Genomic DNA, 18,092 nt, shown 5'->3' with positions numbered 1-18,092 from the left:
GAACCTGGAGCTTTATTAATGAGTAAGAGCCTGAGCTATTGGGATGCACTGGTTGTCGCAATTTACATGCTGTGGATGCTGGGCATCGGGATATATTATTCCAAGCGGCAGACGGATACAAATGAATACTTCCTTGGTCGTCGTAGCATGAATTGGTTTATTGTGGGCATTTCCACAATGGCTACGCTTATTAGTACTATTACTTATTTGACCATGCCAGGCGAAGTAATTGCCAATGGCTTTGGCGTTTTGTGGTCTCAACTCTCGGTTTGGCTTTCCTTTTTCTTCATTGGATACCTTGTCATTCCAAAGATAATGGAGCATAAGATAACCTCAGGGTATCAACTTCTCGAGAAACAATTTGGGATGGGTATACGTCAAGCCGCAGCGGTTTTATTCATTCTTACTCGCATTACATGGACAGGCCTTGTTGTTTATACTTGTAGTCGCGCTGTTTCTCAGATGACTAGATGGCCGCTCGAAAGCGTTATTCTTGCTGTGGGTATAATTACGATTTCTTACACAACGATGGGTGGAATACGCGCTGTTATCATTACTGACGTAACTCAAGCGTTCATTCTTTTTGGTGGTGCACTGGCGGTTGTGGCATTTGCTATATACAGTTCAGGAAGTCTAACCGGTTGGTGGCCAAACTTCCATGACCCTGTAATTGCAGGCGGGCTATCATGGCCAAATGTAAAGTTGTTTTCCTTTGACCTGACAGAGCGAATAACCGTTTTAGGGATTATTTTTATGTATATCGTTTGGTGGATTTGCACAGCTAGCTCAGACCAACTTGCAATTCAACGTTACCTAAGCACTAGGGATGCCCGGATGGCAAGAAGAAGTTTTCTCACAAATGCTTTTGCAAATACTATGGTGGCTAGCGTCTTGGCTTTTTGTGGAGCAGCTTTAGTGGGCTACTTTATTCACAATCCTAGCACCATACCTGCTGCTAATGAACTTCTATTAAATGCGAAGCCGGGTGTGCTTGACGAAGTTGTTCATAAGATGTCGATGATGGGGGAAGTTAAAGGTAAGCTCTATTTGCTCAAACGCGGTGCTGATGATGTCTTCCCTTGGTTTATAGCGCATGTGCTTCCAACAGGCCTTTCGGGAGTTTTGATTGCCGCACTTTTCTCGGCCGCTATGTCAAGCGTATCATCTGGCGTCAACTCAATTACGACCGTGATAATGGTTGATTTTGCAAGAATCTTTTCTCGTTCAAGCGACGAGCGCCAACGGGTGAGAAAGGCAAAGTTAATAGGAATCATTGTGGGAGCAATCGCTATCTTAGTTAGTTTTGTGCAGCATTTTATAAAAGGGAATTTCATGGAGGTTGCACAAAAAATAAATGGTTGCTTCATCGCTCCAATGGCAGCTCTATTTATCATGGCGTTTTTTATTAAAAGAATAAACCGTCAGGGAGCTTGGGCGGCCATATTTTCGGGATTTGTAATAGGCGCAGTTGTCTCGTACTATGGGGAAATTTCTAAGGCTTTGACCGGTAACGAAGTCAAAGTATCTTTTATGTTTATTTTACCCTTCTCGCTAGTCGGCGCAATTGTGGCTGCTTATCTTGTTAGCCTTTTGTTCCCAGCGCCATTTGTAAGTAATGAACAGGAAAGCACAAATTAGCTCTCAAAAATCAGCTAACAAAAACCCAAGTTTAAAGGTTTCAACGCTTGAAGTAGAAAAATCAAGCATATCGATACGTGCGCTTTTTATAGGCATTTTCTTCGTTGTAGTTGTGTGTTTTATCGTATCATACGCTGAATTGGTAATTGGGCGAATCCAAGTTGGTTTTCTCCAAATGCCTCCGGCTGCTATTGGCATATTCTTCTTTGTTGTTTTGTTGAACAAGGGTTTACATAGGATAGCAGCCAGATTTGCTCTAAATGCAGCCGAGCTTATAATGATTTACTGCATGATAATTGTCGCCGCTATGGTTTGCTCCCGTGGGATTCTTGAGAAGATTATTCCTTTGCTAGTGACACCAAATTACTTTGCTAATCCAAGTAACAGGTGGCATGATCTTTTCTACCCACATATTAAAAAGTGGCTTGTGCCTTTTGACCCAGAATCGGGCCCAAGTCAATCTCTCGCAATCCGTTTCTTTGAAGGACTTCGGGCAGGTGAAACGATTCCTTGGCATGCCTGGTCGTTACCTCTTTTAGCATGGGGTGTGCTGGTATTATTAGTAATTTTTGCTTTTCTATGCATGGCTACTATCCTGCGACGCCAATGGGTTGATAATGAGAAGCTATCATTTCCATTGGTTCAGCCGCCGCTTGAACTTGTTAAAGATGAGCAGGACGGGTCAATATTAAGGGATAAGCTCTTGTGGGGCGGCATGGCGCTTCCTGTTATTGTATTTTCATTCAATGGCTTGCATAATTGGTTTCCAAACATTCCTGAAATAACACTCCAGCTACTTCTCAATCCATATCTTGTCAATCCGCCATGGGACAAAATTTACTGCTGGTGGATTTACGTCTCCTTTGCAGCGATAGGGTTCTTCTTCCTCCTGCCATCTGAACTTATTTTTTCGCTCTGGTTTTTTGCTCTTCTTGCGCGCTTCCAGGACGTAGTAGCTGCGTCCTTTGGAATGGAACTGGAACGCATGCCAGTATATGGCACGCATCTTTTTGTGGCATATCAGACTGCTGGTGCGTATTTTGTTTTGGTTGGATACCTGATTTATGTCTCTTTACCCCACCTTAGGCGCGTATTTCGAACTGCCTTGGGTGTAGAGCGGATGGATGATACCAATGAGTTGATGCCATATCGTGTAGCTGTGTGGGGATTGCTTGGCAGCTTTGCGCTAATTGCAGGTTGGTCATGGCTTGCTGGGATGTCACTCTGGGTTGCATTTTTCGAATTTGGCGTTTTTCTCTTTGTCATTGCGCTTGTCATGGCAAGGAGTACAGCAGAAGCAGGAATGTTAATGACAGAGACGTCCTTTAGGCCGGTTGACCTTTACCATATGTTTGCACCAGTTCATAATCTTGGCGCGGCAAATATGACGCTACTTGCCTTTTTTGATGTTGCTTTTCTTCGAGACCAGCGTGGATTACTTTTTACAGGGTTCCTGGATAGCCTGAAAATGTCTGACGGCGTTTATATTAGAAGAAGAGCTCTACTTCCCATGCTTGCAGTTGGTACGCTCACGGCGCTTATAGTGGGTGGATTTCTTCATATGGTGATTCCATATTCACGTGGGGGCATCATGCTTTATCAAGCGGTCTATCAAGGGTTAAATCTTGCACCGTTTCGCGAATTTGAAAGCCATATGGCTGGTTCTAATCCCATGGATTGGCAAGCACCAGTTTTCTTTGGTGTGGGAGTAATCTTTACTTTATTCTTGTCATACATGAGATCATTGTTCTATTGGTGGCCTCTGCATCCATTAGGGTATGCGTTGTGTGTCTCTTGGACTATAAGCGTATTTTGGTTCTCTGCGCTTGTAGCCTGGATTATAAAGGTTCTTTTGCTAAGATATGGAGGCATGCGGCTTTATGTTCGCGCGCGCCCTTGGTTTCTTGGAATGGTGCTGGGAGAGTTTAGCATGGCTGTATTTTGGACGTTGATAGGTGCCTTGACCGGTGCTCCCACGCCTGAGTTTCCCTGGCCATGATGGACTACAATTTTTCCATGTTCGCCGCGAATCTGGTCTGATAGAGTTGCTGAAGTTGGTTGCGAAGGCTTTCATCAGACGTTACCACGACCATCCGAGTAATGTCCACCGTTCCAAGATGAAGGTTAAGTTTGTCACCTGACCGTTCCCACTTTAATTCCTCCGTTCCCTTTGAGTTGATTTCAAATACCATCTTGGGATTGAGCCAGGAAGGTAAAGTTACATTCAGTTCTACATTTTCCACTGGCTTGTATGTCGTTCCTTTGTCATCGTTTGTGTAGTTGTCGTTCACGCAGAGAATGATAACTGTGTCCAATCCAGCAAGGAGCGAACGCAACCATATGTTATTTGAGGATGTTATCGGCAGGTCGGCAGGACAACTACGGACAATGAGAGGTCCAGCAGTCCTGACTTCTGCGCCAAGGATTCCAATCTCTCGCCAAAGTGCCTTTGCTTCAGGTTCATCTGCGCCACACCCACAAGAGCCTTTTGCGTTCGGGGAAATTGGAAGAAACCACCAATAGGAAATTGCTTTTGCGCCAGCTCCAAGGGCGTAATATACTTCAATCCGCTTTTCTTGTGGGGTGCCAAATCTGAACTTCCTATTTTCTTCCTGCAAGCGAGTACAGTTTAGTATCAAATGAAGAGGCCTTGGGGCACATGCAGATTGGCAGATAGCGCCGACAGCATAGACGAACGTAGCTTTCTTATACATCCAGATGGTGTGGGGTTTTTTCCAGTATGCTTCCGCTAAACGTGTTTGGTAGTATGGGTCTGCTGCGTATATGTCAGCAATTTGACCGTAGATATACCAATTGTTTGGCTTAAATGTCATATCTACGTTCACCATGTTCGGAGTGTTTGGGTCAAGTGAACGTATTCCTTCAGCAAGCTTGACTAACCCTTGCGCGAGACTGCCAACTTTCAACGCCGCTGGGACATCGGGGACCCTCGAGTCAGCAGCGTCGGGCTCATCGGCGAGATAATATGCCGCAGGCGAAACCGCTTTTCCGACATCGCCGACAATTCGCTTTATCCCTAATGTTTGCATCAATTGCTTGCCCTCATCGGTTTTCATGAACTGCGCAACGGCCGCCGAGCCAATCATGTCCATCTGGAGATTGATATTGTGAGCGGCCATTTCATTAACCCACGCCTTGCCGATTTCTAGTTCGGTTTCCTTTCCAGGTCTGCCGCCCCATATGCCATACCTAAACTCGTCCGCCCAAGCGCGAATTCCGGCGGTGGCTTTTGAACCGTCTTCTAGTATGGCTTGGAATGTGTGGAATGACCCGCGCTCAAGTGGGGCATGGAACGCGCAAACAATTGGGATAATGCCCGAAGCGTTCGTCTGCCCAATTTGCGAATAAGCTGTGATGTCTTTGCCGTCCAACAATATTTTTGTCGGTGTGTTATTGCTTCGAACGTAGGCATATGCTTTGCACAGGTCGGCTGAAAAAGCTATGCCTTCGAACATAGGAACGCTGTTTTCGGTAGAAACCGCTGTATGGATTTGGTCGCCATTAGTCAAAATAGTAACCTTGACTTCCTTTGCTGACGGTGGCTTGCGAAGGCGAATCGTAATCTCAGCGGTTCCGCTCGGCTTGACGCTACGAGGCTCAACCCGCCACCATATCGGTTCGCCCGCAGAGTCCAGGCGTTTGCGCTCCTCCTCCGAGATGTTGGAGAAGAATACATGCGCGGCGTAGATTTTGCCGCCTTTGAACTTCCGCTTATCTGAAAAAGCAACTGCGCGAGTTAGGCTGACGTCGTTGAGCATGACGTCCTTAATGTCAATTGCTTCATTTTCAGTGTTTCTAATAAATACGTGGATTGAGCCGCCAAGGGCTTGCGGAGGGTAGTCAATCTCGTTTTCTGGCTTTGGACTTTCTTTCCAGAAGTAGGCAAACTCTGGGAACGGTTTGTCAGCGCGATAAAAGCTTCCGATTATTTCGGGCGTAGCATTGCAAGCAAAAACGGTAGACAAAAGCAATATTAGACAAGATAGCCCAAGAATGTGGTTTGTTCTTCTCATTGTTTTCAGTTTTCCTCCAGCTAAGTTTGAGAATTACTGCTCGCCGGGGAAGCCCTCCCTGCGCAGTCGCTCCCCAACCTTACGAAGAACCATATCGTCATGAGGGTCGATGCTCCCGTCTGGCAAAGGAGCGGTATTGAGGAGGAGGTTGCATCCATGCTTTCTAGCATTTCGGAGTAGCTCCCAAACTTCGTCCGCAGTCTTGTGTTTTCCTTTAAGCGATGCTGTATATCCCCAAGCCTTGTCGGGCATCATTGTGTCGCATATCTCTACGGGTTTCGTGCTTTCTACCGGCTTGTACTCAGGCGCAAGAAAGTCTTCCGTCCCAAGCAGACCCTGTTTGTATGCGACGAGCGCCTGCGGTTGCAGGCGGTGTATCATGTCGTACAGCTCCTGACAGCGGAACGCTTCGCGGTTGTATGATAATGGAACGCCTATCCCATCAAGCCATATGCCGGCAATCGGCCCATAATTCGTTAACAACTCGGTTATCTGTGCCGCCACAAAGTCTATGTAAATCTGCAAGTTGTGTTGTTCGCCGTAGGCGTATGTTGGCTCTGGGGGATCATACTGCGGTCTTGGGGCCCCTTTCCATAGGTCGTTGTTGGGCGCGTGTGGATGCCTCCAGTCCCTACCGTGTGAATAGTAGAAAAACAATCCTAGCCCTGCCTTCTTGCATGCTTCGGCTAACTCCGCTATTAAATCACGGCGCGCCGGCGAATTCATGCTGTTGAACCACGTTTGCTTGGTATCCCAAAGACAAAATGACTCATGATGCCGCGTTGTTATGTTAACGTATTTCATTCCACAATCTACGGCGAACGATGCTATATATTCCGCATCGAATCTCTCCGCCGTGAACCGTTCAATCAGCTTCTCGTATTCCCTAACAGGTATCTTCTCAAAGTATTGAACCCACTCGTGCCGCCCGAGAATTGAGTACAATCCGTAGTGGAGGAATAAGCCGTATTTTGCATCCCTAAACCACTGGATTGCCGCCTCCCTGGGGTTTTTTCTATAAAGGTCTTCGTATCCTGTTAGGTAGGATGGAACACTGCAAGACATTTCAGTTCTCCTGCGCAAGCAGTTTAGCGACGTTGGCGGCAAACATGGTCTCATAGCGCTTCTTAAGGTTCGCCTTCAACGTCGAATCCGCAGTTATTATGACGAATCGGCTGATGTTCACAGTCCCTAGGTCCAGGGCAACCCTGTCTCTTTCCTTCTTCCATGCAATGTCTTTGATTCCCTCATAAGTGACTTCGAATGCGTCAGTGGGTCTAATCCATTTCGGGAGCTCAATGGAAACGTGCGCATTCTGGACAGGCTTGAACACGGTGCCAACGCGGTCGCAGGCAACGTCATCATTGACGATTATGACGGCTACAGTGTCGATGCCCGATAGGAGCGAGCGAACCCAAAGGTACCTATCAGATTTTATGGGCAGGCTAACCGGCGTGCTGACCGTTATAACAGGACCGGCTGTCCGAACTTCGGCGCCAAGAAGCCCTATTTCTTTCCAGAGGGCGTGTGCAGCCGGTTCGTCCTTCCCAACACCAATGCAGTACACGTCTGGACTAAACCACCAATAAGAGATACCTTTTGCGCCCGCCGAGATGGTGTAGTACACTTCCATGCGCTTTTCCTCCGGCGTGGGGAAACGTCCTTCGTAGCCTTTTCCATCTCGGTACCTCGTCGAGCAAAGAATCGTGTGGAGCGGTTTTGGTTGGGCGGAGGACTGGGAAATGGCGCTCACGGCATAGACATAAGTTGGCTTAGTGTGGGCAAAAAATGCGCCAGGGTGTTTGTTGAAGCAGTAGTCCTGCTGTTCGGGGAAGTAGGGGTCAATGCACGGGATGTCTGAGAGCTGATGATACATATACCAGTTCTCTGGCTTGTAGGTGTTGTCAATGTTGAGAAGCACCGGCACATCAGGGTCATGCCGCCTGAGTACCTCCTGCCACTTGACGAGCCATTGGCCGAGCGACCCAAGGCGGTCGGCTGGCTTAAGCGCATCATTCGCCGCATCATGTGCATCAGGCTCGTCCTGCAGGAAGAAGAAAACAGGCTTATACTTACCACTGTCCCAAGTAGTCATTCTATCGAAGCCCAAGGACTGCGTAAGTTCCCAGCCTTCGTCGCTTTTTACGTAGTCGCCCGCATTGCCGGAGATGTGGCCCATTAGGACGTTGATGTTGTGTTCTTTCCAATCCATCAAAAACTTGCGAGCGGCTTCCCTGGGTTCTCCTTCAACGAAGCCCGCTCCCCACATTCCGTACACCATCTCACGACCCCATGCGCGTATTCCAGCAGTCGCTTCCGAGCCGTCTTGGAAAACTGCCGTGAAGTTGTGGTACGACATCCACTTAAGCGGTTTGTCGAGGTTAAGGATGATTGGGGTTATCTCCCCCGCTTGACCCGGGGCGATTTTTGCCCTTGGGGTTATGTCAACCTTGTCAAGGTATATCTTCCCAAGTCTAACGTTTCCCTTCGGATGTCTAACATAAAGGTAGACCTTACCAAGGTCGGGAGTGAAGGCAATTGTCGTGAAGCGCGGGTATTCCTTTGTGGTGGAAACTATTGTGCTTGCGTTTCCCCCGTCGCTTATGATGTCAACCTTGATTTGTCGAATCATCGGCTTCTTCTTTAGACGGACGACAATCTCACCCATTCCTCCAGGGGGCACTACTCGGGGTTCGGGCTTCCACCAAACGGGCGCGCCTGCGGCTTGAAGGCTGTTCAGCTTTTCTTTTGGGAGCTTTGACAAAAGAATACTTGCGCCAAATTTCTCCTCAGGATTCTTAGTGGCATGGGTTATTCCAATGCCTTCTGAGAGTTTGATGCCCTCAATGGCAAGATCTTCTATCGTGATGGCTTTGCCGCCAGTGTTCTGATAGTAAACGAAGAGGTACCCTCCAAGAGGCATGTCTGGCTTGGCATAAATTAGAACGTTTCCATTGTCATCTTTGAGGGACCATCCTTCGTGCCAGAGATGCGCATATTGAGGAAAGTGCTTATCGAGATGTAGGGCGCTTCCAGTAATGCTTAGGGTTGTTTTAGCGGGGCAATCAATAGAAGTGAAAAGAATTAATGCCAAAGAGATTGTTAGTATGGTTGCAAGCCACTTTTTGTCCAACATTTACTAAGGGTCTCCTTTCTTTGCGGTTGCTTGCATTTTATATGCAAAGCTGACTTCGCGCAATATTAGCTTGCGTAAGCTTTCCGAGGATTTGCTGATTTCTTTTGGCGTTTTTCAAACATCCTTGGGCTCTGGTACAAAAGTTTTGTACGGTTGTGCAATCTTTTTGTACTTTGGTACAACACTTTTGTACCGCGGTACAACACTTTTGTACTTCGGTACAACATTTTTGTACTTCGGTACAACACTTTTGTACTGCAGTACAAAAATGTTGCAGAGTTGTGCAACATTTTTGTTCTGCCTTTCAACAGCCTTGTTAAGGCTTTCTTCTTTGTTGATAGAACAAAGAAAATCAATCGCATATTCTCTACAATAGTTGTTGGCAGAGCGAATTGGCTGTGCAGTGCCTCGGCTTTTGAGGTACATGCTTGCAAATCGGCTGGCAAGCTTGCTTTTTGCGCTCGTTAATTGCCGTTATATGTTCGCTGATAGTCTGAAAGCTATTGGCTTCCATACTGCTTTTCCAGCTTTTCCGCGTGCATTTCCCTCCCAGTCTCGCGAAGTCTGCGGCAGTAGTTTGAAAGCTCCCCTCTTGTGTGGAACGGTCCGCCTTCTTTCATAACAGTCCAAAGAGGGTCTACGGGATGAGTTGCCGAGGTCATCATTTCCGCATGCCATTCGTCTAAGATTTTTTGTGCCTCGTTTACGATTTCGGGGCGCTTGTCTGCCAGGTTGTGCAGTTCGTGCGGGTCGTTTTCAACGTTAAACAACATTCTTGGCGAAAGGTTCTTCATTCCGTCGTGGTATGTGCGAATCATAAGCCATGGGCCGAACCTCACTGCGCGCTGGCAGCTCCAAGCGCATTGGCTCAACACGAGGTATGGACGGCCTGCGGGCGCTCCGGTTTTTAGGGTGGACGCATAGCTTTGGCCGTCCCAGATGGGTGGTGGGTCCTCGGAAAGTATTTCCATCATTGTGGACGGCAAGTCTAGGTTGTAGTGAAGTTCGCGATCGACAACTCCTTCTTTCATTCCTGGCCACTTGATAATCATCGGGATTCTGCACGTTGTTAAATCAGCGGTTTGATGGTCGCCATAGACGTTCAACTCTCCCAGACTTTCTCCGTGGTCGGAGCTAACGATTACTATTGTTTCGTCAAGCACTCCCAAATGTGATAGACAATCGAGGATTTGGCCTATATGGTCGTCCATATATTTTATACCGACGTCGTAGCCATCTATCCAGCGCTTCCAATCGGAAAGGGAGCGTATGGAAGTCGGCACGCGCGGGAATGGGTAGTCTCGAGGCTCGTCGAAGTGAATTGGCTCGCAGGCGCTGTGGGGTCCATAGCTTGCGCGATGTGTTTGTATAATCTCCTCGGTCATCCATGAGGGTGGCGATTCGTTTTCAAAAGGGTTGCCGTAGTTCAGTGGGGTTCTGTACGGCGTGTGTGGGTCCCAGAAATTGATTTGGAGGAACCAGTTGTCTTTTGTTCCGTTCCTCTTAATCCAATCCAATGCGAACGGCGTTATTTCATCGGCTCTCTCCAAGCCTGATTTGCCTGTGTTAATCATTTCACAAAAGCCTGTATAAAACCACCAAGCTGAGTGGCGTTCGGCAAAGGGGCTGATTGAGATTGTTCGGAAGCCCGCTTTTCTAAGCATGCTCATCCAAGCGGTTGCAGAGGCGGCGCTTTTGAATCGGCGGTCTGCTCCTTCGATGTAAGGGTCGGCGGCGGTTCCTCCATGGCCCACTACTCCTGTATGTATGCCGAATCTTCCCGTGAAAAGAGCCGACCTAGAAGGCAGACACGGGGCATCGGAAGTGTAGTAGTTCTCGAATCGGATGCCCCTGGCGGCGATGCTGTCTATGTTTGGCGATGTATTTCTGTGGTAGCCGTAGCACCCGAGATGATCTGGGCGTAAAGTATCTAGGTCAAAGTATACAATTCTCAATTTTACCTCCAAATCCGATTATATTTTTGCTTATTCAAAACGTTTTAGGTTGGTCTTATTCCCTGGCGACGAGGGAACTGCAGCCCGGCGCATCAGCATGTTTGGCGCAAAGCTCCACGAGATAGTCGGGGAAGCCGCCGCGCGCATCACTGACGCCAAGCTGGTAGAGGCGCTTTACTTCGCTGTGGTTGAGGTCAGCGACGTTGTTCTCAAGGTTCTGGTCGTTTTTCAAATCGTAGAGGAATCCGCCAGTTCCATCTATCTTAATATTCAGCCACCACCGGTCGTCGATGACAGTGATAGCAGTTCCCCAAGCGACAGTAACATGGTTGCGGGCGGGCTCTTCCTCGCCGAGAGCGGCCTTCCAGAAGGAGACGCCGTCGAAGGCATCGGGCACCGGAACGCCGGCGGCTTCGAGGATGAAGGCAGAAATGTCTGTATGATTCACGAGGACGTTGCTTCTCCTTCGTGCGCCGACGCCGTCGGGGTGGCGAATAATGAGCGGGACGTCGTAAACAGCCCTGTCGGAAGGGTAACCTCTCTTGCCGATGTAGTTTTTGTCGCCGATGGAGTGTCCATGGTCGGCGGTTACGATGAGCAGGGTGTTGTCGAGCAGGCTGAGAGTGCGGAGAGTCTCGTAAAGATGGCCAAACCAGCGGTCGCACATGGTAACAAGGCCGCTATAGTTTGCCTGAGTTCGGCGAAGAAGCTGGGGATTCATTTTATCGGTATCCGCATAGCCTGAAATTACCTGCTCGGGGCCATCAGACGGGTCGTACATCCTTCGGTAGTGTTCGGGCACGAACCAAGGCTCGTGGGGGTCGAAGCTTTCGACGGTTAGGAAGAACTTATCGGCGTCCCTATTTTGTTCGAGCCATCTGGCGGACTCAAGCATGACGCGCGCATTGAAGTAATCTTCCTCCTTAACGCGGTCATGCATGTTCATGAGGCAGTATGTGATGAACTCAATTTTTCTTTCGTTTTGGAGCTCCTTGGGCAGCCAGTAGTCAATATCTTCCTTTGATGGCTTGGGGCCGCTTCGGTATTTGTCTTGTTCTTGACCGCGCAGGAATAGCCATTGGTCGAAGCCGCGCCAGTAATTTTTGGAGGGCTTAAACATATGATAGACATCGGAGATGAGAGCCGTTCTGTAGTCATACTCGCTTAAGATTTCGGCGAGCGTTGGTTGGTCTTCGGGTATGGGACCCCAGCCTGGCGCGCCAACGAAATCTCCCTTTAGGCGGAAATCGCCGTTGTGGAAGGGGTAGACACGCTGGCCGGTGTAGAGTGCACGACGGGTAGGCAGGGTGGGGAGCGATTCGGGGAATGCTCGATCCATTATGAGGGATTCATCTGCTAGTTTGTTGAGGTGTGGAGTTTGGACCTCCCCCCAGAAGGGCTTGCCGTAACAGCCTACACAGTCTTTCCTTAGCGAGTCAAAAACGACAAGAACGATATTCATACGAGTCTCCTTTGCTCTGGTGTTGGCGGAGAAGTCATGAAAAGCCTAGTACTTTTGGAATTTCTCCACCTGCTTTCTTCGGAGTTTCTACGGATTTGGCAGCCGCAATTCCACAGGCAGCATTGGTGCAAAGTCCTTGTGTGGTTCGGTTTGGTACCAATATGCAACCGAGCTGTAGTCGTCACTTCGGTCGTTCGCATGCCCATGTTCGATGGAAACCCGAATGTTTTTTGTGAACGTAATGGGGTCTAGGATGTGGTAGCGGTATACGCACACTTTGCCCCACTCATTCCAACCTTGGTCAAGCTCAGCCCAAGCTTGGCCATTATAGAGATGAGCGTTGTTCTGCATACCCCAGGCGTGAGCGAAGTAGTCTTCGCTTCCCGTGCCGTGCATATCAGGAGGCCACAGGCGCTCACCGTCTCTGTCAATAAAGATCATGTCGTCGCCTTCGCCCCACCATCCCTTGGCTTGGTGGTCGATTGAGAAGTTTACGCCGACATAGTGTCCCCTTCCTTCAGCTTCAAGGATGAGATAGTTTCCTTCGTCGGTTAGGTTTTTTCCTTCGGGGCCAGCATGGCGCCTTTTCCATGCCTCGGAGAACCACCAGCTTCCGTCCCCAGTCCAACCGTCGCAAGGATTCTCTCTTCGCCATTTGGCGTGGAAGTAGAGGACGTCCTCGCCGAGGGCGCGGTGCTTCTGATAGTCAATATAGAAGTAGAAGGCATGAACTGGTTCCTGCTGTTCGTTTACGATTTCGATGCGTGCGTTTTTATTGAAGGGCATTTGGAACCAACAATTCATAGCAACGCCGCCGCCTAGTTTGCCGCGCTCATAATTGCTTGTGTTGAACGGAGCGCACTGGTAGGAGTAGGCGCGCGCATGGCCAAGCCCGAAGAAGTCGCCGACTGGTGAGTCTACCGATGGATTGGTTTCTTCATCCCAATACATTCGGAGGAGGAGTTTGCGGAGGTAGAGCGGGTCAGGCGAGGAGATAGTAAACCAAATGTGGCTGATGACGCCGGGACCTTTGATGTCGGCGAGTGTTTTTGTTTCGCCAGGTTGTATGACCCAGCAGTCTGTGTTGCCACCGCTTGTATCATAACTGCTGATTCTTGCCGGAAGGAAATCCTTCGCGAGAGTAAGCGAAGCGAGGGCGTTGCAGGGAATTATGCTCATGAATCGTCCTCCATTTATTTGTTTTTCAATTGCCTAAATGGAAAAGCTATCTTTATTTTAATTTTACTGCAACTTTTAGCCGTTTACCTCCCTATATTGGCGGTCATTTGTGCTAAGGAGAAATTGCAGGAGTTCATGGCGAAGATGATTTATTATATCAGCGCTTTTCTCATGGCATGCGAGATTGAGAGATTCGGTAGGGTCTTGCACGGTGTCAAATAGTTGAACTACCTCGTTTTGGCTATTTAACACAAGCTTCCATCTGCCGTCGTAAACCATAGTTAGGTCAAAGAGTTCGCTGACAACGAGGTTGCGGCCCACTTGGTTGGAATCGCCGAACACAGGGATAAGCGACTTTCCGAAAACATTTCGACCTGGTTCACACCCTGCTACATCAAGGATAGTAGCTGTTAAATCGGGAAGCGAAACTAGTTTGTTGCATTGGATGGGGCCGGCAGTCCCATTAGGTGGTCGAATTATCGCTGGAACTCGCACGACAGGGTCGAAAAATACGCATTTGCCTGTTCTGCCTTTATCGCCCAACATCTCGCCATGGTCGCTCCAAAAGATTATCCAAGAGCTTTTGCCTCTGACTTTGTGCCAAGTGTCGATTATTCTTCCAATCAAATAATCCAAATGCGAGACGCGCGCAGAATATAGGGTTCGCATCCTTGCCCACTGCTCGTGGTTTAGATCTTTATTCCTGCCGAAGAGTTTTTCTTGGTATTCAAGAGCTGTGCCAGCGAGCCAATTGGGCGTTGGGTCGCGTTCGAGAGGCATTGGCATATCTTCTAAGCGATAGGTATCCCAGCTTTGTGGAGGGTCCCAAGGATCGTGGGGTCCTCCTAAACCAACAAAAAGGTAGAGGGGCTTGCTCGAATCTGACTGCTGGATATACTCCAAAGCCGTTTGGGCGATGAAATCGTCCATAAGCATCCCATTGGGCAACGGTGAGGGCCAAAGTGCACGGCTGTTGCCAACCTCACGGCGCTTTTGGTAGTCATCGAGAAACGTCTGGTATATGCCGTTTTTCTCCATCCAGTCTGTCAAAATAGACTTTGTTGTAACAGTTGAAAGAGGCCCTGTGGTCTCAAGGACGTCATCCCATCCCAGTGCGTGCATGTAGGGTTCTTCATCGCGGAGGTCCTTGCCGCCATGGGGATACAAATGACTCTTTCCGACGTGGCATGTTCGATAGCCAGCGTTCTTTAAAGAATGGAGGCAGCTCTCCGATGTATCTTGAAGCCTTCCTATATTGTCCCACATGCCGAAATTGTGAGGGTATTGGCCGGTAAGAAAGGATGTCCGCGCAGGCATGCAGATTGGCGAAGTTGTTAGACACCGTGTGAATATTGCTCCTTCAGATGCAAGGCTATCTAGATTTGGCGTGCGGACGTGTTTACCGCCGAATGCACCAATCCAATCCGCTCGGTGTTGGTCAGTCATTAGTACGAGAATATCATTTGGCATAAGTTCTTCTCCAGCTTAACTTATTTAATGTCTAATTGAAGAATGTTCAATTAAGCTACTGTTTATTTTGAAGGATTTTTCCTTTTCGAAGCAATTTCTAGCGGTGAATCCCGCGGATCGTCATATTCTTCGGGCCAATGGATATCGCCAATGTCTCTTACACCAGCTCCCAATATTCGCCGACATAAGCCGAGCATCAGGCGTTCGCGGACTTCCCTCAGTTTTGGGTTTTCAAATTGGTTTTCCAATTCTTCGGGATCATTCTCAAGGTCATAGAGTTCGGGTGTATCATCGTAATATATGGAGAGCTTGAATCGCCCATCGGTAATCATGGCGCCGGGCCCAAATTGGTTTGGAGAAAATGGCGCTTTTTGTGGTTTGCCAAACGGTCCAGGCCATGTAGGGGCGAGCATTCCTGTTTCAACTAACGCATCAGGCCTTCCATATTCAAATCCAAGCTTTCCCTCGATGAGTCGATCATGGATGCTATCTCCGACAAAACTAAGTGGTTTGGGGATTCCGCAGGCATCTAGAATTGTGGGAGCGAGGTCAACCTCTTCAACTAGACCTTCATATATTCCATTATATAAACCTTCCGGGTGACGAATGATTACTGGAATGCGGACCAAGCATTCATAGAAGACACCAATCTTATGCCATGCGCCTTGATTGCCGAGAAGCTCTCCGTGGTCTGAAAGGAAAATGACGAGAGTATTGTTCGCCTGACCTGTTTCGTCAAGGGTTTCGAGTATATTGCCAACCCAGTCATCCACATATCTTATCTGGCCCATATAGGCGGCGCGTGCATCGCGAATTTCGTCATCTGTTGCTTCAGCGGCTTGGCAGTTGATTTGCCAATTTTTGAGCCGCTTTGGCTTTCCCAAGCCACCTCCTTTACGGTACTTCGGCGGCAGTGGTATGGAATTTCGGTCGAACATGGAAAAGTAGGGTTCTGGGCAGGTGTATGCAGGGTGTGGGTCCTGCCAATTGACCCATAGTAAATAAGGCTCGCCGCTGCTCCTTTGTCGCTTGATAAAGTTGACAGCTTCGTTTCCAAGTCGGGCGGTTAGGTTGAAATGGTAATTATTTTCCATTGGGAACGCATCGAACGAACGCTTGTATTTTGGATGATCGTCGTAGTTGCCTGCGCACACATGATCTAGCTCGTCCCAAATCTCGGAGAGTTGTTCAACATTGAAGCAGTGGTTTTTGCCAAACATTGCTGTTTTGTAACCTGCGGCCTTAAGTGAGCGAACAAGGTTTGGGACGGCATAATCAATTGTTGAACCGTAATTACGATGGTTGTGTTCGGACATGCGGGTTGATGTTACGAAGCTTATTCGACTTGGCCCGCATAGAGGAGCGGCGCAGTAAGCGCGGTTTAGCCTAACGCCTTCCGCGGCTAGGCGGTCAATGTTCGCCGTGCCAATCGTTGGATGTCCGTAGCATGACAGGTAGTCCGCACGGAGTTGGTCTGGACAAAGGATAAGGATATTAAGCTTTCTAGATTGTTTTGTCATTTCTTAAAGGCCCAGCTTTATAGATTATTCATTTTGCGGTTTGGTTGGATAATTTGGACCATACAAGATTTTCTCTTTTCGTAAAACTAGGTCACCATTTGCTATGAAGCGCTCATCTCTTTCTGAAAGGTGCTTTATAAGCCGATGTCGCCAGAATTTGAGCGTTCTTGAGTAAGCAGGGTCATTAGCGAGATTGTGTTCCTCGCCGGGGTCTTCTTTAAGGTCAAAGAGTTCTTGGCTTCCGTCGAAGCCATTAAATATGTACTTCCAGCGTCCATCTGTCAGCGCATACCAATTGTTCGTTGGGCTGTAGCAGACATCATGTTCTAAGTCAAGATATTCACGCCAGCTGTTCGCGTTGCCTCGTATGAGCTCAAGCAGGCTGTGGCCGTCAAGATTATTTGGAATAGTTGCACCTGCAGCATCCAGAAATGTTGGCAGTACGTCTCTAAGTTCTACGACTTGGGTCAACCTAATGCCGCGCTTTGTTGCAATGCTCAGGCTTTCTGGCCATCGGATAAGCATTGGCACGGCTGCGGAGCCTTCGTATGGATATGACTTTCGCCAGTGGTAGTGGTCACCTTGCATATCGCCGTGGTCGGAGGTAAACAATATCAGAGTATTTTCCAGCATGTCTCTTTTTTCAAGCGTATTGAGGATGCGGCCAACCTGTTCATCAATAAAGGAAATTGAACCATAGTAGCCTCTCCGAGAGCGTCTTACTTGCTCGATGCCCAGGTTGCCATACCATAAAGTGTAGTTTTTAGGGTTGGCTTTCTCGCTAAACTTTGCTGCCCAGTCGCCGATATATGGCGCTGGCATATCGTCTTCATTATACGATTCCCAAAAGCGCTTAGGTGGGTCGTAGGGGCTATGGGGACGTGCGAATGAAACCTTCAGCATGAAGGGTTTGTCGCGTCGATAGTTTTCAATGAAATTAACAGCTTGATCTCCAGTCCATCGGGTTGGATGCAATTCTTCAGGCAAGGCATAAACTCCTGAACGGTAGTCATTCCAGCCAATGCCGGTTGCATCTGGGTTGAGGTCTGGAGCTTTTTCCTTGAACCATTTTCGGTAGTCGCTAATGAAATCCAGGCTAAACACGCGGCCTGATTCGTCAAGTAGGGCTCCTTGGAAGCCATGGTAATTGCGTTGAGGATGGTAGTGGAGCTTTCCAATTGCGAATGTATAGTAGCCTGCATCATTAAGTGCACGCGGCATCTCGAAGGTGTACCGTTCGGCAACTTGGCCGAATCCTATCATGCCGTGGTGCCAAGGGGATAAGCCGGTCAAGAGCGCTGCTCGTGCAGGAGTACAGGTTGGTGTCGAACTATAAGCATTTAAGAAAAGCGCTCCTTCGCGTGCTATGCGATCCAGGTTCGGGGTTTTGATTGCCTTGCTGCCCATGCATCCTAAGCAGTCCCATCGGTGTTGATCGGTCATTAGAAACAGAATATTGGGCCTGCTCTTATTTTCGCTTGCAAAAACATTGCTACTCGAAATGGCGGCAAGTCCAGCGCCGACAATTCTCATAAACTCTCTCCGCGTTGATTTCATGCTTTTTTGATTCCCCTTCATATAATTGCGGTGGAATTATTGTTTAGTTGAGTCTTTGGGAATCACGTTCTCTATTGAAAGTTCTCCAAAATCTTTCGGATAACCTCCATAATGGTTTTTGGTTTAAAAAAGAGGAGAATT

At 48.4% G+C, this 18,092-nt stretch carries 11 protein-coding genes; 2 read left to right on the top strand and 9 right to left on the bottom strand.

All coding sequences use genetic code 11. From position 1 onward, the window contains the following. The first annotated feature begins 18 nt into the window (after nucleotides 1–18). Nucleotides 19–1,638, top strand: coding sequence for a sodium/solute symporter (locus K6T99_06730; GenBank protein MCL6519512.1), 1,620 nt, complete (start codon nucleotides 19–21; stop codon nucleotides 1,636–1,638). Further along, entirely contained in the window at nucleotides 1,616–3,637 is a 2,022-nt protein-coding gene (locus K6T99_06725; protein MCL6519511.1) for a hypothetical protein, read from the top strand. The genes K6T99_06730 and K6T99_06725 overlap by 23 nt, the downstream gene beginning before the upstream one ends. A 4-nt stretch (nucleotides 3,638–3,641) precedes the next feature. Here the strand turns inward: K6T99_06725 and K6T99_06720 are convergent, their stop codons facing one another. The 9 genes from K6T99_06720 to K6T99_06680 form a co-directional block, all read right to left on the bottom strand. Further along, nucleotides 3,642–5,672 (bottom strand): hypothetical protein, encoded by a 2,031-nt coding sequence (locus K6T99_06720; protein ID MCL6519510.1) that lies wholly within the window; start codon nucleotides 5,670–5,672, stop codon nucleotides 3,642–3,644. Between the two features lie 33 nt (nucleotides 5,673–5,705). Continuing rightward, nucleotides 5,706–6,791, bottom strand: a complete 1,086-nt coding sequence (locus tag K6T99_06715; GenBank protein ID MCL6519509.1) for an alpha-L-fucosidase — start codon at nucleotides 6,789–6,791, stop codon at nucleotides 5,706–5,708. Further along, on the bottom strand, nucleotides 6,739–8,808 hold the full coding sequence (locus K6T99_06710; GenBank protein ID MCL6519508.1) for a hypothetical protein: 2,070 nt from the start codon (nucleotides 8,806–8,808) through the stop codon (nucleotides 6,739–6,741). The genes K6T99_06715 and K6T99_06710 overlap by 53 nt, the downstream gene beginning before the upstream one ends. Nucleotides 8,809–9,308: 500 nt before the next feature. After that, nucleotides 9,309–10,763, bottom strand: coding sequence for a sulfatase-like hydrolase/transferase (locus K6T99_06705; GenBank protein MCL6519507.1), 1,455 nt, complete (start codon nucleotides 10,761–10,763; stop codon nucleotides 9,309–9,311). Between the two features lie 55 nt (nucleotides 10,764–10,818). Continuing rightward, nucleotides 10,819–12,225: a sulfatase-like hydrolase/transferase gene (locus tag K6T99_06700; protein ID MCL6519506.1), complete on the bottom strand. Its 1,407-nt coding sequence runs from the start codon at nucleotides 12,223–12,225 to the stop codon at nucleotides 10,819–10,821. Between the two features lie 87 nt (nucleotides 12,226–12,312). Continuing rightward, nucleotides 12,313–13,404 (bottom strand): DUF2961 domain-containing protein, encoded by a 1,092-nt coding sequence (locus K6T99_06695; GenBank protein MCL6519505.1) that lies wholly within the window; start codon nucleotides 13,402–13,404, stop codon nucleotides 12,313–12,315. A gap of 75 nt (nucleotides 13,405–13,479) precedes the next feature. Next, the gene (locus K6T99_06690) at nucleotides 13,480–14,874 is read right to left on the bottom strand and encodes a sulfatase-like hydrolase/transferase (protein MCL6519504.1); all 1,395 of its coding nucleotides are present in this window, start codon (nucleotides 14,872–14,874) and stop codon (nucleotides 13,480–13,482) included. A 62-nt stretch (nucleotides 14,875–14,936) separates the two neighbouring features. Next, nucleotides 14,937–16,394: a sulfatase-like hydrolase/transferase gene (locus K6T99_06685; GenBank protein MCL6519503.1), complete on the bottom strand. Its 1,458-nt coding sequence runs from the start codon at nucleotides 16,392–16,394 to the stop codon at nucleotides 14,937–14,939. 24 nt (nucleotides 16,395–16,418) lie between these two features. Beyond that, the gene (locus K6T99_06680; protein MCL6519502.1) at nucleotides 16,419–17,951 is read right to left on the bottom strand and encodes an arylsulfatase; all 1,533 of its coding nucleotides are present in this window, start codon (nucleotides 17,949–17,951) and stop codon (nucleotides 16,419–16,421) included. Between the last annotated feature and the right edge of the window lie 141 nt (nucleotides 17,952–18,092).

The sequence above is a fragment of the Armatimonadota bacterium genome (assembly GCA_023511795.1).
In the GTDB taxonomy this organism is placed as follows: Bacteria; Armatimonadota; UBA5829; order DTJY01; family DTJY01; genus JAIMAU01.
The sequence above is the reverse complement of the archived record's forward strand: the minus strand, read 5'-3'. Positions and strand labels throughout refer to the sequence as shown.